The 19,686-nt window shown below is 48.9% G+C and carries 16 protein-coding genes and 1 tRNA gene; 12 read left to right on the forward strand and 5 right to left on the reverse strand.

What is annotated here, in order from left to right:
* The first annotated feature begins 14 nt into the window (after positions 1-14).
* Positions 15-626 (forward strand): hypothetical protein, encoded by a 612-nt coding sequence (locus ACFPMF_RS23785; RefSeq protein ID WP_379849813.1) that lies wholly within the window; start codon positions 15-17, stop codon positions 624-626.
* A gap of 9 nt (positions 627-635) precedes the next feature.
* Entirely contained in the window at positions 636-1,796 is a 1,161-nt protein-coding gene (locus ACFPMF_RS23790) for a serine hydrolase domain-containing protein (protein WP_379849815.1), read from the forward strand.
* A 1-nt stretch (position 1,797) separates the two neighbouring features.
* Here the strand turns inward: ACFPMF_RS23790 and ACFPMF_RS23795 are convergent, their stop codons facing one another.
* Entirely contained in the window at positions 1,798-3,114 is a 1,317-nt protein-coding gene (locus tag ACFPMF_RS23795) for a type IX secretion system plug protein (RefSeq protein ID WP_379849817.1), read from the reverse strand.
* A gap of 210 nt (positions 3,115-3,324) precedes the next feature.
* Between ACFPMF_RS23795 and ACFPMF_RS23800 the strand changes: the two genes are divergently transcribed.
* A complete protein-coding gene (locus tag ACFPMF_RS23800; protein ID WP_379849819.1) occupies positions 3,325-4,275 on the forward strand; it encodes a bestrophin family protein in 951 nt (316 codons plus the stop codon).
* 58 nt (positions 4,276-4,333) lie between these two features.
* On the forward strand, positions 4,334-5,134 hold the full coding sequence (locus ACFPMF_RS23805; RefSeq protein WP_379849821.1) for a DUF3667 domain-containing protein: 801 nt from the start codon (positions 4,334-4,336) through the stop codon (positions 5,132-5,134).
* A gap of 2 nt (positions 5,135-5,136) precedes the next feature.
* On the opposite strand, the gene ACFPMF_RS23810 is transcribed toward ACFPMF_RS23805, so the two are convergent.
* Complete coding sequence (locus tag ACFPMF_RS23810) at positions 5,137-7,074, reverse strand: ABC-F family ATP-binding cassette domain-containing protein (RefSeq protein WP_379849823.1); 1,938 nt, start codon at positions 7,072-7,074, stop codon at positions 5,137-5,139.
* Positions 7,075-7,180: 106 nt separating this feature from the next.
* On the opposite strand from ACFPMF_RS23810, the gene ACFPMF_RS23815 reads away from it, so the two are divergent.
* The 8 genes from ACFPMF_RS23815 (at position 7,181) to ACFPMF_RS23850 (ending at position 12,945) form a co-directional block, all read left to right on the forward strand.
* Positions 7,181-7,253 (forward strand) — tRNA-Thr (locus tag ACFPMF_RS23815).
* A 182-nt stretch (positions 7,254-7,435) separates the two neighbouring features.
* Positions 7,436-8,794, forward strand: a complete 1,359-nt coding sequence (locus ACFPMF_RS23820; RefSeq protein ID WP_379849825.1) for a site-specific integrase — start codon at positions 7,436-7,438, stop codon at positions 8,792-8,794.
* A gap of 8 nt (positions 8,795-8,802) precedes the next feature.
* Positions 8,803-9,099 (forward strand): DUF6883 domain-containing protein, encoded by a 297-nt coding sequence (locus tag ACFPMF_RS23825; RefSeq protein WP_379849827.1) that lies wholly within the window; start codon positions 8,803-8,805, stop codon positions 9,097-9,099.
* 27 nt (positions 9,100-9,126) lie between these two features.
* Positions 9,127-9,363, forward strand: a complete 237-nt coding sequence (locus ACFPMF_RS23830; protein WP_379849829.1) for a DUF4926 domain-containing protein — start codon at positions 9,127-9,129, stop codon at positions 9,361-9,363.
* A 148-nt stretch (positions 9,364-9,511) separates the two neighbouring features.
* A complete protein-coding gene (locus ACFPMF_RS23835; RefSeq protein ID WP_379849831.1) occupies positions 9,512-10,429 on the forward strand; it encodes a hypothetical protein in 918 nt (305 codons plus the stop codon).
* 102 nt (positions 10,430-10,531) lie between these two features.
* Complete coding sequence (locus ACFPMF_RS23840; protein ID WP_379849833.1) at positions 10,532-10,864, forward strand: DNA-binding protein; 333 nt, start codon at positions 10,532-10,534, stop codon at positions 10,862-10,864.
* Positions 10,861-11,301 (forward strand): hypothetical protein, encoded by a 441-nt coding sequence (locus tag ACFPMF_RS23845; protein ID WP_379849835.1) that lies wholly within the window; start codon positions 10,861-10,863, stop codon positions 11,299-11,301. The genes ACFPMF_RS23840 and ACFPMF_RS23845 overlap by 4 nt, the downstream gene beginning before the upstream one ends.
* A gap of 75 nt (positions 11,302-11,376) precedes the next feature.
* On the forward strand, positions 11,377-12,945 hold the full coding sequence (locus ACFPMF_RS23850; protein ID WP_379849837.1) for a hypothetical protein: 1,569 nt from the start codon (positions 11,377-11,379) through the stop codon (positions 12,943-12,945).
* A gap of 24 nt (positions 12,946-12,969) precedes the next feature.
* Here ACFPMF_RS23850 and ACFPMF_RS23855 read toward each other — a convergent pair whose 3' ends face one another.
* From ACFPMF_RS23855 to ACFPMF_RS23865, 3 genes are all read right to left on the reverse strand, one after another.
* Positions 12,970-13,839, reverse strand: coding sequence for a hypothetical protein (locus tag ACFPMF_RS23855; RefSeq protein ID WP_379849839.1), 870 nt, complete (start codon positions 13,837-13,839; stop codon positions 12,970-12,972).
* 56 nt (positions 13,840-13,895) lie between these two features.
* Positions 13,896-17,366: a class I SAM-dependent DNA methyltransferase gene (locus ACFPMF_RS23860; RefSeq protein ID WP_379849841.1), complete on the reverse strand. Its 3,471-nt coding sequence runs from the start codon at positions 17,364-17,366 to the stop codon at positions 13,896-13,898.
* Between the two features lie 372 nt (positions 17,367-17,738).
* The gene (locus ACFPMF_RS23865) at positions 17,739-18,485 is read right to left on the reverse strand and encodes a DUF3800 domain-containing protein (protein WP_379849843.1); all 747 of its coding nucleotides are present in this window, start codon (positions 18,483-18,485) and stop codon (positions 17,739-17,741) included.
* Between the last annotated feature and the right edge of the window lie 1,201 nt (positions 18,486-19,686).

A 19,686-nucleotide genomic window follows, 5' to 3' on the forward strand; every position in this document is an offset into this window, starting at 1 on the left:
ACATCAAATACGTCATGTTAAAATCAAGGTTAATAACCACTCTTCTGGGTAGCTTACTGGGGGTATTGCCGGTTATTGCGCAGCCCAATTCGAGCCCGGAACCGGCCCGCCGGGACTGGCCGCTGCTCGTCAGCCTGCAGTTCCAATCGGTTTCGATGCCGTTCCGGGATCTGAAAAGTACGTTCTCCAATGTTGGCATCAGCCTGGGTACCGAAGTTTCCTACAACCGCCGGCGTACGCTTTTGCAGCAGCTTCAGCTCGGGTTTTTCCACAACCGGAACGCGGGAAACGGCTTGTTCATCGCGACCCAAACCGCGTATCGCTCCCATTTTGGTCCAGTTTATACGGAACTGAAAGCGGGTCTGGGCTACCATTTTGCCTTCCATCCCAACACGACGCTGGTGTTTAAAAACGGCGAATGGAGGTCGTCCGGCCAGTCGGGCAAAGGGATGCTGCTGGTACCGCTCGGTGTATCGCTAGGCTATCAGGGCAGCAAAATCCGACCGATGTTCGAACCGTTTGTCAGCTACCAGTTTTTGGTGTTGTCGGGCTACAACCCCGATGTGCCCCTCTTGCCGAACCAGTTGATTCAGGTTGGCTCCCGGATTCATCTTTTTAGTTATTAACCACACCCCATGAAGTCTATTGTTACCGGAGCGCTGCTGCTCGGTTTGCTATCCTGCGCGCCCAACGATTACACCATTCCGGCGGTTTCCTGCACGGAATCGACGCCCCTCAATTCCACCTATTCCCGGGCGCAGGCCCTGCAGGCGCTGCTCGACCGGGGCACCGCCGATGGCATTCCCGGCATGTCCATTGCGGTTTTCACGCCGGAGGAGGGATACTGGGCTGGTGCATCCGGTTATGCCCGGCTGGAGGATAAAACCGCCCTGCAAATATGCCATTTGCACTACGGCCAAAGCGTGGCTAAACTGTATACGGCCATCGGTATTCTGAAGCTGGTCGAAGCCGGAAAAATCGCGCTGGACGAACCGGTGACGACGTACCTGCCCGCCCGATTCAGCGATTACATCACGGAGGCCCACACCATCACTGTCCGGATGCTGCTCAACCACACCTCCGGCATTCCGGGGTATTCGCTCGACACGGATTATGTGACGGTTTTGCTGCAACATCCGCTGCGGACATTTACACCCGAGCAGTATCTGTCGTACATTCGGAAAGCGCCGTTGGCTTTCAAACCGGGCAGTTATTTTGAGTATTCGGATACCAATTACCTGTTGCTGGCGCTCATTGCGGATCGGGTTTCCGGTAGTTACGACCGCTTGATTCAGGAAAGCATTTTGACTCCGCTAACCCTCCATCAAACGTTTTATGACGCGATCCAGCAGCAGCCGAACGTCGTGAACAGCTATTTCGACCGGTTTGGGAATGGGAAGCTCGAGAATGTCTCCCAAATGCAGCAGGCCAATGTAAACTCGCTGCGGGGCGACGACGGTATTACGGCTTCGCCCCTGGATTACGTCAAGCTGTTGCGGGGCCTGTTTGAAGGGAAGCTACTATCGGACAAAAGTATGACGACCATGACCATCTGGGTCAAGGACCAGAAGGGTGAGTTCCGCTACGGAATGGGCCTGTATTTCGAGCATTTTTCCGGGCAGGTGGCCTATGGTCACGGTGGAGCGGGCCTGGGAGCCGGTTGCGGCCTGTACTACTTCCCGGAGAAAAAGCTCTACGTTTTTCTGGGAACCAACCTGGGTACGCTCACCGATGGCCCCTATGTCCGTAAGATCGGCAACCTGCGCGACGAGTTGCTGGATTTGCTGCTGAAATAACTTACTTCCGCTTGTTGTAACCCAGTCGCCGGTAGCCGATCAACTGGTCGGCCCGCGCGGCCGGGGGGCGGTGGTAGACGAAAAGTTCGTAATCGTTTTCGGTATCCGAATAATTGCCTTCAAGCAGGGTTTCGTTGCCCGATAAAGTCATGCCCGAGCGGGTGACCGGCAGCGGAATGCCTTTGACCGAATAGTTATAGTTGTAAACGCCCTGTTTCAACTGAATTTCAGCCTGGTACGCCCGCAGTTCCGGCACGTAGCTCATCCGGTTGAGGTCGTCCAGCCGCCAGAAATTGAACGCGCTGTTCACAAACACGTCGGCGTTGGCGATTTCGTCGATGCGGAGCGTAAAAACCGTCGTGATGTAGTCGGCCTGCGTGGCCCCGATTCTGGTTTCGAGCTGGTCGATCACGTACTGGCCGTTGAAGTCGTCGGTCTGGACGTAAACGCCCACGCTACGCGGGCCGTCGGTGTTCACAAAAACCGTATTCTTATCTTCCTTCCGTTCGACGCGCTCGATGTAATTTCCCCGTGACAAAACCGTTCGGGTATCGAAATACCGGTATTCGTTGCCGCCGGGAAAGGTGTTTTTCAGATCGAACAGCCGGTATTCCAGCAGGTTGTCGAACACCCGGACGTTCGTCGGTCGCAGGCCCGAAATGGCGCGGTCGTCGCGGTAATCCTGCCGGATCACGATCTTCAGGTCGTCCTGCGGAGAAATGAGCGGATAGCCCCGGTAGCTAATATCGAAATTGATTTGCTGGTCGGTAAACCGCAGTTGCGGATCGTTGGCAAACTGCACTGTTGGCGAAACCGCCACGCGGTTGGTGTAGGTGATAAACCGGCGGCTGAAGTAAATCTGGCGCGGATTGCGCTCATTGTAGACCACCAGCACGTAATTGCCGGGTAGTTTCACCTTCGGCACCGGAAACCGGTAATGGTAGTACGGTATCTTGGTATTCAGCGAAATCTGGTAGTCCTGAATCGGGTAATCATTGTATTCGTACGTAAACTCGATGTCGTTCAGCACCGATTGCTTCCAGTCGGCATTGCAATGCACCAGTTTGGCCCGGAACGGGCGGTAGTTCGCCGTCAGATCGTCGAACTCCAGCATGAGTTGCGTCCCGACAGTCTGGTCGATAACCGGCGGATTCAGCGTCTGGGCCGGGTCGGTGGCATCGTTGCCCAGCACGGGATACAACAGAACGGTTTTAAGGCTTGTATCAAAAATGCGGTCTTCCGTCGGCAGGTTCTGGGCCGCAGCCCGAACGACGATCAGGAGATGGAGCAGCAGGAAAAGTCGGAAGGTTACGGGCATTTAGCTAAAAGGTTTCGGTATAAGAACGAAAATTCGGCCGGGAAGTTGCCGGGCCGGGCTGCGGTTTTGGGGGGCGGTTTGGATGAACTTCTGAAGGTTTTCTATCTTTACCATGAAAATGGAAGGAGGAGGGCGCACGGGCAGCCCTGATGGCTGGCCTGGGAATCGCGACTGCTCACGAATTCATGTATCCTATCCAACCAATCAACGTTGAGAAAGCACGAGACAAATCCCGAATTACAGGTTGTTTATAACCCCAAAGAGTGGCTCCGGTTTCTGATTGATTTTCCGAAGGCCGATACGGCCCGGAAACTGCTGCCCTATATGGGTCTGATGGCGGTTTATTCCCTGGTGGTAGCCTTTGTCATCATTGATGTTTTTCATTTGCCGGACAAGTCGGATCTGAAACATATTTCGCTCATGCACTCCCTGCTGGGGTTTGTGATCTCGATGTTGCTGGTTTTCCGGACCAATACGGCCTACGACCGCTGGTGGGAGGGCCGTCGGCAGTGGGGCGCTTTGGTCAACAACAGCCGGAATCTGTCCATGAAGCTGGAACCATTGCTGGACCCGGCGGCAGCCGAAGAACGGGCGTTTTTCCGGACGATGATTCCCAACTTTGCCTACGCCCTAAAAAATCACCTGCGGTCGGGCTTTATCGAGCAGGAGTTTGTCGAAACCGCCCTGTTTCGGTTGTCCGATCTGAACCGGGAAAGTCACATTCCGGCGCAGATTTCGGCGGCCATCATCCGCAAAGTGTACGAACTACAGCGCCGGGGTGTTTTGCTGCCCGAACACCTGCTGGTGCTGAATCCCGAACTGCTCAGTTTGATGGACATTTGCGGGGCCTGCGAACGGATTCATAAAACGCCGATTCCCTATTCCTACAGCGCGTTTCTGAAGAAATTCATCATGATTTACTGCATCACGCTGCCGCTGGGCTACGTGTTCAACCTGCACTACCTGGTGATTCCGTTCGTGGTATTTATCTTTTATGTGCTGGCCAGTCTGGAAGTGATTGCGGAAGAAATCGAAGATCCGTTCGGCACCGACTCCAACGATTTGCCCGCCGAGACGATTTGCAAAAACATCCGGGCATCGGTGCATCAGCTCATGCCGGTTCCGGATCCGGTTAATTGGCGGGTGGCCGGACGTGCCTGAGTTGTGGTTTCGGGTCAAAACCAGTACTTTGCGGGCCGCTTCATTTTGACCTAACGCCATGAGCCTGACTGCGGTAAACGAATGCCCGAACTGTACGGCCAGTCTGGAAGAACCGTTTCGGTATTGTCCGAATTGCGGGCAAACCACGCCCATTCACCGGTTTAACCTGCCGCACATTTTTCACGAGATTTTCCACGCCCTGACCCATGCCGACAAGGGCGTGCTTCATCTGGTGAAAGAACTGGCGGTCCGGCCCGGCCTGGTGGCTCGGGAATACATTCTGGAAGGCAAACGCAAGAAATACTTCAACCCCTTTACCTTTCTGGTGCTGGTGTTAGGGTTGACGGTATTTCTGAACTCGGTTTTTCATCCGTATACCCGTTCGCAGAATCTGGTGCAGAAGGCCGAAGCCAGACCGTACGGGAGCGAGCGGGAACGGCAGCAGATGATCGGCATTGCCGAACGTCGGCAGAACCTTCAGGCCTTTATTGAGAAACGGAACAACCTGATTCTTTTTCTGGCGATTCCGATAATTTCGATGGTTTACTGGTTGTTTTTCCTTCGAACGGGAATCAACTATGCCGAGCATTTGGTGGCGCAGGTCTTCTTTTCGAGTTTCTATGCGCTGCTGACCGCCCTCGTTCTGACGCCTTTCCGGCAGCTTTTGCCGGAGGGAAACGCCTTCAATTACAGTCAATTGCTTGTTCAATTGGTGTATTTAACGATTGCTTACTACCAGTTTTTACCCGCCCATCGCCCCCGATCGGTTCTCAAAACCGCCCTGGTTACCCTTGTCGGGCTGATCACCTGGGCGGTTTTTTCGGTCGGGGTCAGTTCGCTTTACATCATCTACGGGTAAGTTTACGCCAGCTTTTTCTCCAGTTCCTCGGCTTCGAGCATGGCGTCCTCCCACTGTTCCTGAACCATATCGAGCTGCGTCTTAAGGCGCTGATAATCGGCCGTTTTGGTTTGCAGCTTTTTACCATCCGACACTACGGCCGGCGTCGCTAATTCGGCTTCCAGCTGTTTTTTCTGTTTTTCCAGTCCGGCAATTTTCTGCTCCAGTTCGTCGGCCTGCTGCGTCGCTTTTTTCAGAGCCCGTTGCAGTTCCTTCCGCTCGTCGTCGCTGGCGGCCGGTTTCGGCTTAGGAGCCGGGGCGGTAACGGGTGCCGAACTCCCTTTATTTTCCAGTCCCTTCGATTTCCGCTCTTCCATCCACCATTCGTATTCGTCGTACGTGCCGGGGTATTCTTTCACCTGCTCGTCTTCAATATACCAGATTTTATTGGCGATTTGTGAGACAAAATACCGGTCGTGCGAGACGATGACATAGGTCCCTTCGTACTGTTCCAGCGCCTGAATCAGAATGTTCACCGACTGCATGTCCAGGTGGTTGGTCGGCTCATCGAGCAGCAGGAAGTTGGCCTGCGACAACAGCACTTTCGCCAGCGCCACCCGTGACTTTTCCCCTCCGGACAACACCTTGATTTTCTTGAATACATCATCGCCCGAGAACAGGAAGCAGCCCAGAACCGTCCGCAGCTCCGACTCCGACTTGGTTGGGTTGGCCGATTTCAGTTCTTCGAGCATGTTGTCTTCCACGTTCAGCGACTCCAGCTGGTGCTGGGCGTAAAAGCTGAACGAGACATTATGCCCCAGTCGCCGTTCGCCCGTGGTGGTTGGTTCGGTTCCGGCAATGATCCGGAGCAGAGTTGATTTCCCCTTCCCGTTGGCACCGATCAGCGCGACATGATCCCCGCGCTCCAGTCGGGCGGTCGTATGAGTCAGAATTTTCTTTTCGCCGTAATTTTTGGTGACATCATCCAGGTGCAGAATATGCCGACCGGGTTGCGTTGAGAAGTTAAACCGGAAGTTGACGCGGGCATTTTCGTCGATCACCGCATCGACCAGTTCCATTTTTTCGAGCATTTTAACCCGGCTCTGGGCCTGTTTCGCCTTGGTGGCTTTGGCCTTGAAGCGTTCAATAAACCGCTCGGTCTGGCGGATTTTGGCCTGCTGGTTTTCGTAAGCACCCTGCTGAATTTCGTTGCGGAGTGCCTTCTCTTCGACGTAAAAAGAATAATTTCCGGGATAATAATGCAGCCGGGCCCCGGAAACCTCCACGATGCTATCGACCACATTATCCAGGAATTCGCGATCGTGCGAGACCACGATCACGGCCCCTTCGTAGTTCTGAATGTATTTCTCCACCCACTGAATAGAGGGAAGGTCCAGGTGGTTGGTGGGCTCATCGAGCATGAGCAGCGACGGTTTTTGCAGCAGCAGTTTTGCCAGCATGACCCGCATCCGCCAGCCCCCGGAAAATTGCCGGAGCGGTTTATACAGATCCTCGGTGGTAAAGCCCAGTCCTTCCAGAATTTCCTCCGCTTTCGACTGGATGGTGTACCCGTCCAGGGCGGCAAACTCGTCCTGTGCCCGGGCCAGCTTGTCGATCAGGGCGTCGGTATAATGAACTTCCATTTCGTGCAGCAGGGCGTCGATGCGCTTTTGCAGGTGGTTCTGGCGTTCGAAGGCCTGCATGGCCACCGACAGAATCGAGTCATCGGTTTGGTAGGAGAGGAGATCCTGGTTCAAAAAACCGATGGTAACGTCGCCCGCTTTGGAGATAATGCCGCCGTCGGACTGGTATTCACCAATGATCAGCCGCAGCAGCGTCGATTTTCCGGTGCCGTTGAGGCCGATGAGCCCAATCTTCTGACCGGGCTTGATGTGCATTGATGCGTTTTCGTAGAGCGCCCGGCTCCCGAGATAATAAGACAGGTTGGTAATAGAAATCATGCCGCAAATTTACGCAATTTTGCCGCGTTTGCTTGCATGGTTTGTAAAGGACCCGTTATATTTGCATCGCAATCGGGCACCGGCCCCAAAAACAGCCGGTCACTTTGCCTCCTTAGCTCAGCTGGTAGAGCGACGCATTCGTAATGCGTAGGTCGCAGGTTCGAATCCCGTAGGAGGCTCATTTTTCAGATAAGGGTTAATCAGTTTTCGAGCGTAAAACCTCAAAATCAACTGATTAGCCCTTTTTGCTTTATGGGGCTTAATGGAAAAAAGTAAGGGATTATCAAGTAAATCCGTCCCCTATTCCGTCCCCCGTATTTAGAATATTCGTAACTTGGAACTGACCAAACCAAGTTTACCAATGAAAACCATATCAGATAAGGACATCAAGTTCTTACTCAAAGACGCCCGCGCTGACCGGTCAACGCTCATTAACCTTGTTTTCCGCTACGATAACGCCCGGTTCAAGACCTCAACCGGCCTCACCATTGAACCGTACCAATGGGACATAACCAACCAACGGGCGTATACCAACCAAAAGAGCCGGGCCGCTCGTGAACCGTTTGAAACGATCAATGCCCACCTCGACCGTTGGCGGTCTGCTACGAAAAAGGTATTGAACGCCCTGCAACTGGCTCAAATCCCGTTTGAAAATGAGACGATCAAACAGCACCTCGACACGGAGTTAGGCCGGACTAAGAAAGTCAAAGTAGTTGAGGAAAAAACGGAACCGTTCACCGAATACATTGAGCGGTTTGTCAAAGAGGCTGAGGCCGGAAAACGGCTAAACTCAAAAAGTATGCGGTATGCCCGCTACACATTGGCCGGGTACATGAAGTTAAAACGAATCCTGGAGCGCTACCAGGCCGAAACCCGTAACGGCATTGATTACAATGATTTCTCACTCGATTATTACCACGCCTTCAAACTCTGGCTAACCGGCCGGGGCCTAACACTCAATTACGTTGGTACGTTGCTCAAAGACCTTAAAGTGATGCTGAAACAGGCTCATGCCGACGGACTGCATAGCAATAACGTTTATCAACATCGGGATTTCAAAAAGTTGGTGGAGGACGTAGATAATGTGTACCTCACTGATGATGAATTAACGAGACTCTATAACCTCGACCTTTCCGCTAACGCCCGACTCGACCGGGTTCGTGACCTGTTTCTGATTGGCTGTTATACGGGCCTACGGTTTTCCGACTTCTCTGAGTTGCGGCCCGAAAACATTACCCACAACGGCCGTATTTTGACCCGTAAGACGCTCAAAACGTCCGAACGGGTTTCTATACCCCTCAACCCTAAAGTCCTTTCTATCATCAACAAATACGAAGGTATTCCCCCGCGCACGATCACAAACCAGAAAATGAACGATTATCTGAAAGAGTTGTGCCGACGTGCCGGGCTGACAGACTCCGTAGAGGTGAGCCGGACGAAAGGCGGCAGGAAGGAAACGCGCTACATTGAAAAGTGTGAAATGGTTACGACGCACACCGCCCGCCGGTCTTTTGCCACCAATGCGTATTTGGCAAAGGTTCCGACCGTTGCCATTATGAAAATTACCGGTCACCGATCGGAGGCCGTGTTTTTGCGTTATATTAAAATTTCCTCGGAGCAGAATGCATTGATGATGCTGGATCACCCGCATTTTTCGGGATTATCCAGCGAGTCCGTTGCCGCAGCCGTTCCGGTTTTGCCTTTGCAAAAAGTAGCCTGATTTGTCTGATGGATAACAAATTACCTAATTGTGAAAAGGCTCGCATTGATGATAGCAAACTTTATCAATACCTGCTCAATCCGACGCATCCTGACGGTAAGAGTAAGGCCCGTTTTTTCGAACACATTGGCTACACGCTCGACAAAGGCGAACAATTACGGACTGATTTACTACGGCTTGCCTGTACGGGTTCGGTTGTGGATGAATCTGCTAACCGGGCGGGTCATAAATACATTGTTGTTGGTTCGATGGAGGCACCCAACGGCAAAACATACCCATTCCGCCTGATCACGAACCGTGATTAATCACAGCATACCCAAACAACTAAAACGATGATTCAGGAACTTGATTTAGTGGCCTTATTGACAGATCGCCCGGCCACTGGCTTGCGCCGGGGGGACGTAGGAACCGTTGTTCACATCTACGGAAGAAATGACCTTTTTGAAGTGGAGTTTATTAACGCCAAAGGCGACACCGTAGCCGTAGAAACACTGAGCGCGGATGAAGTACGAGCCGTTGACCTGGGCCGTGTGATGCTTCATTATAGTGATTTGGAAAGTGCCGCATGAGGTTCCTACGGTTGCCATAATTAAGATTACCGGGCACCGCTTAGAGGTAGTATTTTTACAGTATAACAAAATTTCCTCGGGACAGAATGCCTCACTATTGTCAGAACATATTCACTTGTAAAAAAACTAATCTCGAATACATATACTTATGGATTTCAATGAGACGGAAAACAATGAAGTTGTTATTTTGAATGATATTTTTAAGAAACTAAATTCATTCTTTGTTTTTGCTTTAGAATGGGTTTACCCTCTTAGGGATCTATTTGAAAAAAGGCCAGATGACGGGAAGGAAGTTCTTAATAATAGTTTCCGTTGGTTAATTGAATCGGAGGATTACAGAACGTTAGTGGATTTTAATACTATAGCAGAACTAAACTCTGAAGAAGACAATGCAGCAAAATATTATGATACTCGCAGAATTCGAACATTAATTGCAGCAAGGTATTGTCATTTTCGGGATTTTGAGTCTCAACAAGGTTACACTAGATACCTATTAGAGTTAGTGCATAATGTAACTTGGCGGGTAGATTTAGCTCGAACTCTTTTTGAATTAATAGAGCTTGACGGCTTTCATCAATACTTTGAAAGAGATCTTTTAGATTTGAAGATGCCAAGTGGAAGAGAAGAGGATAATGAAAAATACAGGATAGATGAACTTGTTGTAATGTTGATGAATCTGACACTTGAAATGGTTACGTCTGAAATCAAAGGTCTATCAAAAGATTTTACACCTAAAGAATATGAAAGGTGGGTAATAACTTCGGCTGCTAGGAGAAATAAAGAGAAAGATGATAGCATCTTACCAACACTAAAATCGGATAGATTTTCCCTTAAACAGCAAATGATAGCTATGGATAGACTAGGCTTTATGAATTCTACTGTTTGGAACAATGTAGGTAATCAAAAGAAGGCAAAAATATTGAGTCAACTACTAGGTAGGAATGAGCAAGATATACGCGCAATGCTTACATACTGGGGTGTAAAGAAAACGGAAGATAGATATAATACTACTAAGGAGAATGATATTAAAAAAGTTGATGATTTTCTACATGTTAATCTAACTTAATTATTCCTTATAAAATGTAGGAAGATTTACTCCTACATAATTAACCCTACACTGTGTATATAAAACATTTTTGAATTGTAGAAAATAATTTATGATTCAAAAATGTTCAGTACTATCACTCAAATTCAGATTACACCCGACCAGTTGACCGAACTGGTACGTGGGGCGGTCCGCTCGGAATTGGCGAACTTCACGCCCCCCGCCCCCGAAGGCTTCGACCTTCCCGAACTACTGACACGCCGACAAACGGCCGATGTTCTGCAAGTGAGTCTAACCACCTTGCATGATTGGGCAACCGACACCGACGACCGCCCGGCCGTTCTGGTTCCGCGCAAAATCAACGGGCGTGTACGCTATCAAAAAACGGACGTATTGGCCGCGCTCAAACAGCCGCGCCGGTTTAAACACAAGGCAGCGGAGGGCCGTAACCAATGACCTATCTACCCACCTCCCACCGCCTGACGTACCGGCTTGATATTGACCGGGGCCGGTACATTGTCAAAGAATGTGAACCGGGGTTTTGCAAGGTTCCGCGTGAATTGATTGTTGAGGAACGGCGGTTCAATGACAACATAGACGCCGAATTTATCCTACGCGGTCCCGATACCAAGAAGAAAGAACCAGGCACGGGCAAAAGGTCAGCACGAAAGATTACCTTCTTTACCGGGCTGCAACGGACCAACTACGCGGGCGTTTACATCGGTAATGTCGTAACATTCGGACAGGGAGGTAGTAAAGTCCGCAACGGAGTTATCGTTCAATTCTCGACCGATGCCGGGCGTATGACTCTCCGTTACTTCCCGGCTTATTATCCATTCCCCAAAGACCGGGCCGCGTTTGTAGCCTCCATTGTTGGCCGGGGGCTTCTTTAACTCATTTCTCATGTAACGAACCGCCCCGCGCGGGTACTTACCACACGTTGACCGTGGGGGCGGGTTCACTTTGCCATGTTCGACGGAATCACCATACAGGACGTTTCGGTAAATGTTGATGCGCTGCTGACAAACGAACGTTTGACGTTTGGAACGTTGGTTGATGGGCAAACCGGGGTCATTCTTAATCCGGTCCGAAAGGCATATGACCGGGGGCTAACCTTTCGGCTCGTTCCCCGCAAAACCGGCAAAGGTTACCGGGTTGAGGTAAAAGGAAGTTTGCACAAATTCTTTAATGGCGGTCTACACAATGCCGACCAATACACCGCAAACGACCTGTTACTGACGCTGGATCAATTAGCAACTGAGTACGGTTTTAACCTGTTTGATTCAGTCATCAATAACATAGAGTTTGGCGTAAACGTTGAATTGCCGTTTCCAGTTGCCAAAGTCTTAGCAAACCTCATCTGCTACAAAAACCAGCCGTTTGCGGTTGATAGTCATAGCTCGATCCCGTATTATGTCTGTGATCGACAACGCTACGTCGTAAAGATGTATGACAAAGGCAAACAGAAAGGACTAGCCGCTAACGTGCTACGGTTTGAGATTCGGGTTAGAAAGATGAGGTACTTTGACGGTAAGGGCGTTCGACTGCACACCCTGGTCGATTTACTAAACGTAGCTAACTACGGACCGCTAGGCGTTCTACTGGTCAACACCTTCAACAATATTCTGTTTGACGACCCGGCTATTGATACAAAGAACCTGAACACCGATCAGCGGCATATCTACCAGCAAGGCCGGAACCCGCGTTACTGGCACACACCCGAAAACCTGACCGTAAAACAGGCCGCAACGCACCGTCAACGTCTGAGCCGAAACAAAAACCGTTTTCGGGCCTTACTCGATCAGTACGGTAGTAACTGGCAACTTGAGGTTGCCGCGTTCGTTCGTCAAACGTGGGACCAATTAACCACCGTTGACGACCAACTACTGACACGCATTGATCAGCACAAAAGCACCTGGCAGAACCTTTCAAAACCATACACTTTGAACGGTTTTGCGGTGAGCGAATACAGTGAGGAAACAGTGATAAACGAGGGGGCGACCTGTCACAAATTAACCGATTTTACCCCGCCTGTCTGTCACGAATTAACCGCCCCCCCAACGCCCTCACTGTCACAAATTAACCCTTTATATTCCGGGGTACCTTGTGACAGTAATCAACCTGATCAAAGTTGTTCCGACCTAAGTGATTTACAGCAAAAACAGGGAGTTGCTGTCTGTCCGGTTACAGGAATTACTATTGAGTCCCCGCGTCCGCGCCAACGGTTTATTTCGATTACACAAATCAAGAACTTAGCTAGGACCAACCGTCAAATGTTTAATGCCCTGGCTGACCGCTTTTTAACCGGCAAACAGGCCGGAGCCGTATTTGAGAAACGGTGTTATTATATAGCGCACAATATCCGCAACACCTACGCAAACCAATTTAACAATCCTCTACGAAGGCTTAAGAAGTATCAACGAAGCATAGAAGGTCAGCTACCACTATTATCCACTAGCCAGGTAATCAAACCGACAGAACGGATACAGGCTGGAATCGACTATCGTAAAGGAACGGGGTACGAGATCATTTTTTAACAGTAAGAACCGTTCGACATCCTTCTATTTGTAGTATTCGTAGGCTTTTTGAAGTAAGTATTTTAGAACATCGTGTTTATTTTTAATATCCTGCTTTGTAAGTCTAATGCGATAATTGCTATATCGTTTTTCATAGCCTATATCGTCAAGTCCTTCACTTTCGATTAAGTTCTGTATTTCTTCCGAATAAGGTGACTTAAAATCGATGTTCAATACTTTATTTCTAGGACGGCATATGACGAAATTGAATGGTTGTCCGTCCTTCGCAAGTCCTATATAGAATTTGTTGTACTTGAACTCTATTTGGTCCGGAACAAATTCTTTAACAATGGCTAATATTTCATCGGCCATTTTTACCGTTTCTTGCGAACCACGTTTTACCCAATAATCCCGGTTTGTGGGTTCTTTTATTTCTTCATCCTCCTCTACTAAACCAAGTTGTAATTCGTCAACAACTTTTGTAAATACCAATGCAATATCTTCTCCAAATTTAAAGGCGTTCATTTGAAGGGCGATGATTGGGATGTGGCCGTTAAATAAGCTGATAATGTTGAGGAAACGACTGGTTATATCTTCCGCTATAATAACGGCACAATGGTCGTATTGCGGGTATCTTTTACGTTCAATATCCCAATACTCAATTGTTCTTATGATGTGCGTTTCGTCTGTTTTACCTAATTGAAGTTCTACCTCATACCGTCGGTTACTATCGGCATCCTGAAAGAGTAAGTCCAGACGCCCGGCGCGGGGTTGGCTACGTTCCTTGTCTTTTAGTATTATGTCACCCAATCCCAAAATACGGGGATCGTCGGCTATTTGATCTTGTATCCATTTCTCACGTATCGTTGTATGAGAAGAAAGGTTAATACGTTCCGGTTTAATGAGTTTTGGCATTGTTTACTCTTGATAGGGTAAGAATTGATGAAACCGTTAATTCCTTTTGCTAACAATTAAAGAGCATAGGCACCCTCCGGCGTTTGCCGCACCAACGCCAGCGCAGCCAGCGTATCTAACAGCGGCTGCACTTTCCCGGCGTTGGTTCGCTGGAACAGAGCGGCTACCTGTTTGGCATTGAGCGGAACGCCCGCCTGTTGGACCGCATCCCGAACGGCTTGCATTTGTTGGGCTAGTTCTTTCGGCCATTCCTGCTGACTGACTTCTTTGGCGGTTTCCTTTGTCGTTGTCTCCGTTGGTAAGTTGATTCCTAACTGCTGCTGTTGGCCAGGGGCTTGATATTCGGGGCGTAGGTAGCGGATATGTCCGGCGGCTTCTTCAGCGGCTCGTTCGTGGTTGAGCCGAACAAGGCGGGTTAGGATTTCACTCTCCTGTAAGTCGTGCGGCCAGCCGTAGGCATCGGCCACGGCTGCGTCTATCTGCTGATGTAGACTGAGGACCACCGATGCCAAACCCTGCTGATTGATGATTTGCTCTTTCGCGTTCAGCGATTCACCCGCTCGTAACTTCTCGACAACGTTGTAGAGGTCGGTTAGCGTTAAAGTTGGGTTTGCGGCCTGTTGGCGTTTGCGGTGCACGTCTAACTGTTCAGCCAGTTCTCGAATACGGTTTTGCTGTTGCTGTGTTGAGTCAGGGAATGGGAACGGATCAAAACACCGGGTTTTATTATAACGGGGTGTATTTCCTCCTAAGTCCCCACCAGCTGCTAATGCCCAAACAATATGAATATTACTCGATAATACTCCCAGATAATAGGCATCCTCTAGTGCAATAGCAATCAGCATATTATCAGGCAGTATTTCAGCATCAAGAAATTGAAAAGTACGATGTTTTGCCGTTTCGACTGTTGCGATGTAACGAGGCAATTTGTGTAACATACGACGCATTTCTTGACGAGGTTTGCCATGTACCCACCAAAATTTAGCATATCCAGCACCATCTTTTGTGTTACCTTTTGCGTCCCGTTCTGGCTTTACATTTTCAAGCAAATGTTGATAGACCAATGGGTATCTATTTAACACATCATTTGCCGATAAGCCGTATAAGTCAATTACTAAGGCATTACGGGACTTACTCGTTAAATCTTGTCCATTTCGATAGTGTCGAATATGATTTTCAAGACCGACAGTACAGCCTAACCCTAGCTGATAAGCTTTTTCTTTGTTTATTATAAAACCAGCCCCATGTAACTTTACTCCAGGACTTGATATTCCTTCGTTTGCCCTTAATGATTTGGCGGAATCAAGTTCAGCACCAATTGTCAAATCAGACAAAATTGCCCCTTGTCGCGTAGAAAATGTAACTTCGGCGGCATCATCTCCGATTGGGACACTTTCTGATTTTACCGTTAGTAAATTACCGTTAGCTGGACCATTACCTCTACGCTCGGCCACCGTCATTGCAATGCGCACGGCAGCCCCGTCAGCACTTTCAACCCACGGATGGTCAGGAATGGCAAACGCTAAGATTAGTGCGGATTTGTCACCTTCTAAAAACGGTTGCATCACGCGCCGGTTAAACGTCTGTTTCAGGCTGTTGGTTGTAATAAAACCGAATCGTTCGGTGTTTCCCTGTTCAACTTGTTCAGCCGCGTTAAACCACCAGTACATGACCAAATCCGCCGAATCCGGTACTTTACCTTTGTAGGTCTTTCGCAAGGCTTCCGTATAACCATCGCCTAACGCATCACGCATACGCGCAGGACCAACAAACGGCGGGTTGCCTACAATGAAATCAGCTTGCGGCCATTCGGCGGGTTTGGGGTTTGGGTAGTCGTACACCATCACGCGGGCGGTTTCGTCGGGCACAGGTTGGCCGGTAACCGGGTGTAGCTTGGTCGCTATCCCATCCCACCGCGTAACCGGTTGGCCGTTGGCATCGACACGCGGAACGGGCGGGCCGTGCTGCAAAACGGCGTCCCGTTGCTGGATATTCTCGTATTCGTCTAACAGGGGTTCGGGTAGCTCGCTCATTCCGTGAGTCCGCAAATGCCATTGCAGGTAGCCAATTTTTAACACCACGTCGGCAATTGCAGCCGCGCGGGGGTTCAGTTCAAGACCCAACAGTTGCCGGGGAGAAATGGTCGTTCCACCACTAAGGTTGAGCAGGGCGGTTTGGCCGTAGGAGTTGATGGCCGCTAATACTTCCCCCTCCAATCGTTTCAGGTGTTCGAGCGTCACATACAAAAAATTCCCCGAACCACAGGCCGGGTCTAAAATTTTGATACTCGTCAGCCGCCGTAAAAACCGTTCCAGTTCGGCGCGGGCGTTTTTGTCTTTGCCTTCTTCCAATAGCCGCGCGGCCGCAGCCTGAGCAGCCGCCCATTCCCGGCGCAGAGGTTCCAGTACCGTAGGCAGGACCAACCGCTCGACGTACCGGCGCGGGGTATAGTGTGCCCCCAAACTGTGCCGTTCGCGCGGGTCTAAGGCCCGTTCCAGCAACGTGCCAAAAATGGCCGGTTCTACGGCGGTCCAATCGGCCTCAGCCGCCTTCAGCAGTAATTCAATTTGATCTGCCGTCAGCGTAAACGCCCTGGCATCGTGAAACAGTTTACCGTTGAATTTGCGTACCCTAGCCCTCAGGTCGGGCGAAAAACCGCCCGTGTCCATTGTTCGCCAAAGGGTTTGCAAGGCATCAGGCAAGTATTCGCGTAGGTCCGGTTGAGCGTACTGGCGCAGCATACCGGTAAAGGAATCTTTCGGAATCAGGCCCACGTCCTCCGAAAACATGGTAAACAGACACCGCATCAGAAACTGAGCCACCAAATCCGGTGACTGTCCGGCTCTTTCTAATTGCGTCGATAGTTTGGCAAGGTATTCGGCTAGTTCGCGCGTCACGCGGGCCGAACGGCGGCTTGGGTCCAGTTCGCGCGGGTCAGTCCAAATGAGCCGCAGCATATCCCGCGTTTCCTCATCGGCCAGTTTCGACAAGGGGAGCCGGTAGCGGGCCTGATCAGGAAAGGGCACGAATTGATCACCAACGCCCGCAAAGTTGCTGTATACGTCAATGCAGTAACCTACATCGGCCACCAGCACAAACAGGGGTCGGGGTTCATCGGCTGGTAAGGCCCGAACGTAGCCTAACGCCTGTTGGCGGGCGGTCTGCATCATTTGCCCCCATTTGGTCGTTCCCCGCACGGCGTGCCCTTTCCGGCGTTTTTCGGAAGATAGCCCCAATTCGGCGCGTTCAGCGGCCTTTTGCTGGTCCGGCGTTTGAGTGCCCTGTTTGGTTTCCAGTACGAAACAGCCGCGTTTGTAGAGGTCAACACGGCCAATGCTGCGTTTGCCGTGGTCGTTGAACTCAACCGCCCGTTCGAGTACGTAGGCATCCTGGGCGGGGTTATCGGTCGTGGGGTCAGGTCGGGCAACGCCAATCAAATCACACAAGTCTTGCAGGAACAAACCATAGTTGGCACGTTCCGCACCGCCCGCCGGTTTCCAACGGGCTTCAAATTCGGTATAGGTCACGGGTTTAATAGATATAGACAAATGATCTTACAAAAAAGGTAAATTATGTTGGACTAATATGATACATTAGGCCAATATGGGAGATTCAAACAATGTTCAATAAATTCCATTGGGAAACTCTATCTTCCCTAAAATAGGTTCAGTAGGAATACAAGTCGGCTAAAGTATATATCAAAAATGCCTAATATGCTTGATATTCAGACTATTATTGGAACTACCAGGAAATAGAAAATGTTAATTTACTATACGATAATTAAGATTATTTCTTTTCTTTACGCAATAAGACGACCGGGGCAGGCCACTTGGCCTGTTCGGGCCGCGACAATCAAAAGCGTACACGCTTATGAGCCTCGGTTATTAACCGGGGCTTTTTCACTTTCTTACTATCCCTAACGGGTCACCTTTACTGGCTGCTTTCAGCAAGATTGGTTCTAGGTTATCAAACGATTTTTCAAGTCCATATTTACGATAAGATCCCTTAGGAAATTCTTTCCTGTATAGGCTATGGGCTATAAAATCAACGGCTTGAATGAATAGTGAGTGCTGAGAACTGCGAGTAAAAATGTCTTCGATAATGTTATCCGTTGGTACGTTATGCGATCCTGTGTAGTGAGAAGGAACGGGATTGTATACACGCATCTTTCGTAACAGTTTACGAATGATAGCCCCATCAGTCTCATCGCTCACAATAATTCCACGGTCTTTGACTTGTTTCTTAAGATATGTGTCATAACGCTGAATAAGTCTAGACCAGGCTAATTCCTGAAAGTTAGTATCCTTAGGAAATTGTTTTTTGTGTAAGCAAATATTTATAACTGAAGCACTACTGAAAATAATTGGTATTTGTTGAATAAACTGATTGATAATGCCAACTCTTACTGGTTTCCGTATTTTGCGATAAGCTTCTATTTTCTTAATACGGACTAACTCAGCGGCATGCAACTCAGTCGTGATCAAGAGTCCTGTAGTTTTTTTCAAGTGTTGCCTAAACTCTTTTAGACGGGATAAAGAATCCCGCCAATATTCATCAGATATTATTAGTCCGCTCAATATAAAATGTTCAGAGCCAAATTTCGATGTGCCAGGATCACCGCTTTCATCTACATACATTATTTGCATTTGCTGAAATTTTAACCAATCAAGTTGAATGTTTCTTAGGCTTTAATTCAATATTTAAATTAATCGTAATTTCGGTGTTAGGTATTTTACCATAAAAATAGTTCGGGAAATACAGTAAATCCATCATTGCATATTATCTTTAAATACTTCATAGATAGTAATCACAATTCATAGCGTTCAGCAGCCTTGTGTTAGTAGGATGTTGGGTGCCCTGTTTGGTTTCCAGTACGAAACAGCAGAATTTATAGAGGTCAACACGGCTAATACTGCGTTTGCCCTGGTCGTTAAACTCAACCTCCCGTTAGAGTACGTAGGCATCTGGGCGGGGTTATTGGCACATTCCGCAACGCCCGTTAGTTTCCAACAGGCTTCAAATTCGGTATAGGTCACGGGTGAATAGAATACAAATCAATGGATCAAACTATAAAGGGAAATTAGCCCAAAAGATAATGATTGCAAGTATTCCTTTTGGTGTAATTTATTTAGCTATGATTGGGGACAGATCGGGAGGGGTAGGTTAATTCTCTGTCCGAAACGAGATCCACGACCGTTGGTCCTCTCAAAAAGAAACGCGGTCAAAATTCAGAGGGGGGTAGACCTGTTTTTCATATGTAGCCAACAGTATAACTTTTCAGGCGTAATGGATTCATAAACCGTCTGCTTACATTAGATAACCTTCAGATTGAAGCTCAAAATCAACACTCCAATTTCTGATATATCGATTTACTATTTTATAACACTTTCCATCTTTGTCAACAAACGAATCTCCAACACAGGGTAGTTGACCATTAATCCTGAAATAAAAATTTATAGCCTCAAAAAACTCATCAAACAGATTATATGACTTATTCACGACTCTACACGTATCAAATTCACTTTCTTTCAAGAGTGCGTCCCCCGTCTCTTGAGTATAAAGAAAACGGATTGCAACTATCCCAATGAACCATTCCTCAGAACTGAAGTAATCGAAAGTCCCTTCAGCATAATAAATTTTACCCATCTTATTTCCGCAATGATTTCGGACATAGCAAGCCGACTTGTTAGGCTATAAGTGTGGTTAGTGGTAGATCCTACTATAACATCCATATAAACTCGAATTACTTAAACGAAAGTAGCACTCCATCTACAAGAAACGCAATTCGAAACCCCATACACAGGATTTTCGAAGTACTTTATCTAAACATCGTAGAAAACGAAATCT

The organism is Larkinella bovis (genome assembly GCF_042655385.1).
Lineage (GTDB): Bacteria > Bacteroidota > Bacteroidia > Cytophagales > Spirosomataceae > Larkinella > Larkinella bovis.

Coding starts and splice junctions, on each gene's coding strand:
- ACFPMF_RS23790 (WP_379849815.1), top strand. CDS start 636: ATGAAGTCTATTGTTACCGGAGCGCTGCTGCTCGGTTTGCTATCCTGC.
- ACFPMF_RS23825 (WP_379849827.1), top strand. CDS start 8,803: ATGGATAACAAATTACCTAATTGTGAAAAGGCTCGCATTGATGATAGC.
- ACFPMF_RS23820 (WP_379849825.1), top strand. CDS start 7,436: ATGAAAACCATATCAGATAAGGACATCAAGTTCTTACTCAAAGACGCC.
- ACFPMF_RS23795 (WP_379849817.1), bottom strand. CDS start 3,114: ATGCCCGTAACCTTCCGACTTTTCCTGCTGCTCCATCTCCTGATCGTC.
- ACFPMF_RS23865 (WP_379849843.1), bottom strand. CDS start 18,485: ATGCAAATAATGTATGTAGATGAAAGCGGTGATCCTGGCACATCGAAA.
- ACFPMF_RS23845 (WP_379849835.1), top strand. CDS start 10,861: ATGACCTATCTACCCACCTCCCACCGCCTGACGTACCGGCTTGATATT.
- ACFPMF_RS23835 (WP_379849831.1), top strand. CDS start 9,512: ATGGATTTCAATGAGACGGAAAACAATGAAGTTGTTATTTTGAATGAT.
- ACFPMF_RS23840 (WP_379849833.1), top strand. CDS start 10,532: ATGTTCAGTACTATCACTCAAATTCAGATTACACCCGACCAGTTGACC.
- ACFPMF_RS23855 (WP_379849839.1), bottom strand. CDS start 13,839: ATGCCAAAACTCATTAAACCGGAACGTATTAACCTTTCTTCTCATACA.
- ACFPMF_RS23810 (WP_379849823.1), bottom strand. CDS start 7,074: ATGATTTCTATTACCAACCTGTCTTATTATCTCGGGAGCCGGGCGCTC.
- ACFPMF_RS23785 (WP_379849813.1), top strand. CDS start 15: ATGTTAAAATCAAGGTTAATAACCACTCTTCTGGGTAGCTTACTGGGG.
- ACFPMF_RS23850 (WP_379849837.1), top strand. CDS start 11,377: ATGTTCGACGGAATCACCATACAGGACGTTTCGGTAAATGTTGATGCG.
- ACFPMF_RS23805 (WP_379849821.1), top strand. CDS start 4,334: ATGAGCCTGACTGCGGTAAACGAATGCCCGAACTGTACGGCCAGTCTG.
- ACFPMF_RS23830 (WP_379849829.1), top strand. CDS start 9,127: ATGATTCAGGAACTTGATTTAGTGGCCTTATTGACAGATCGCCCGGCC.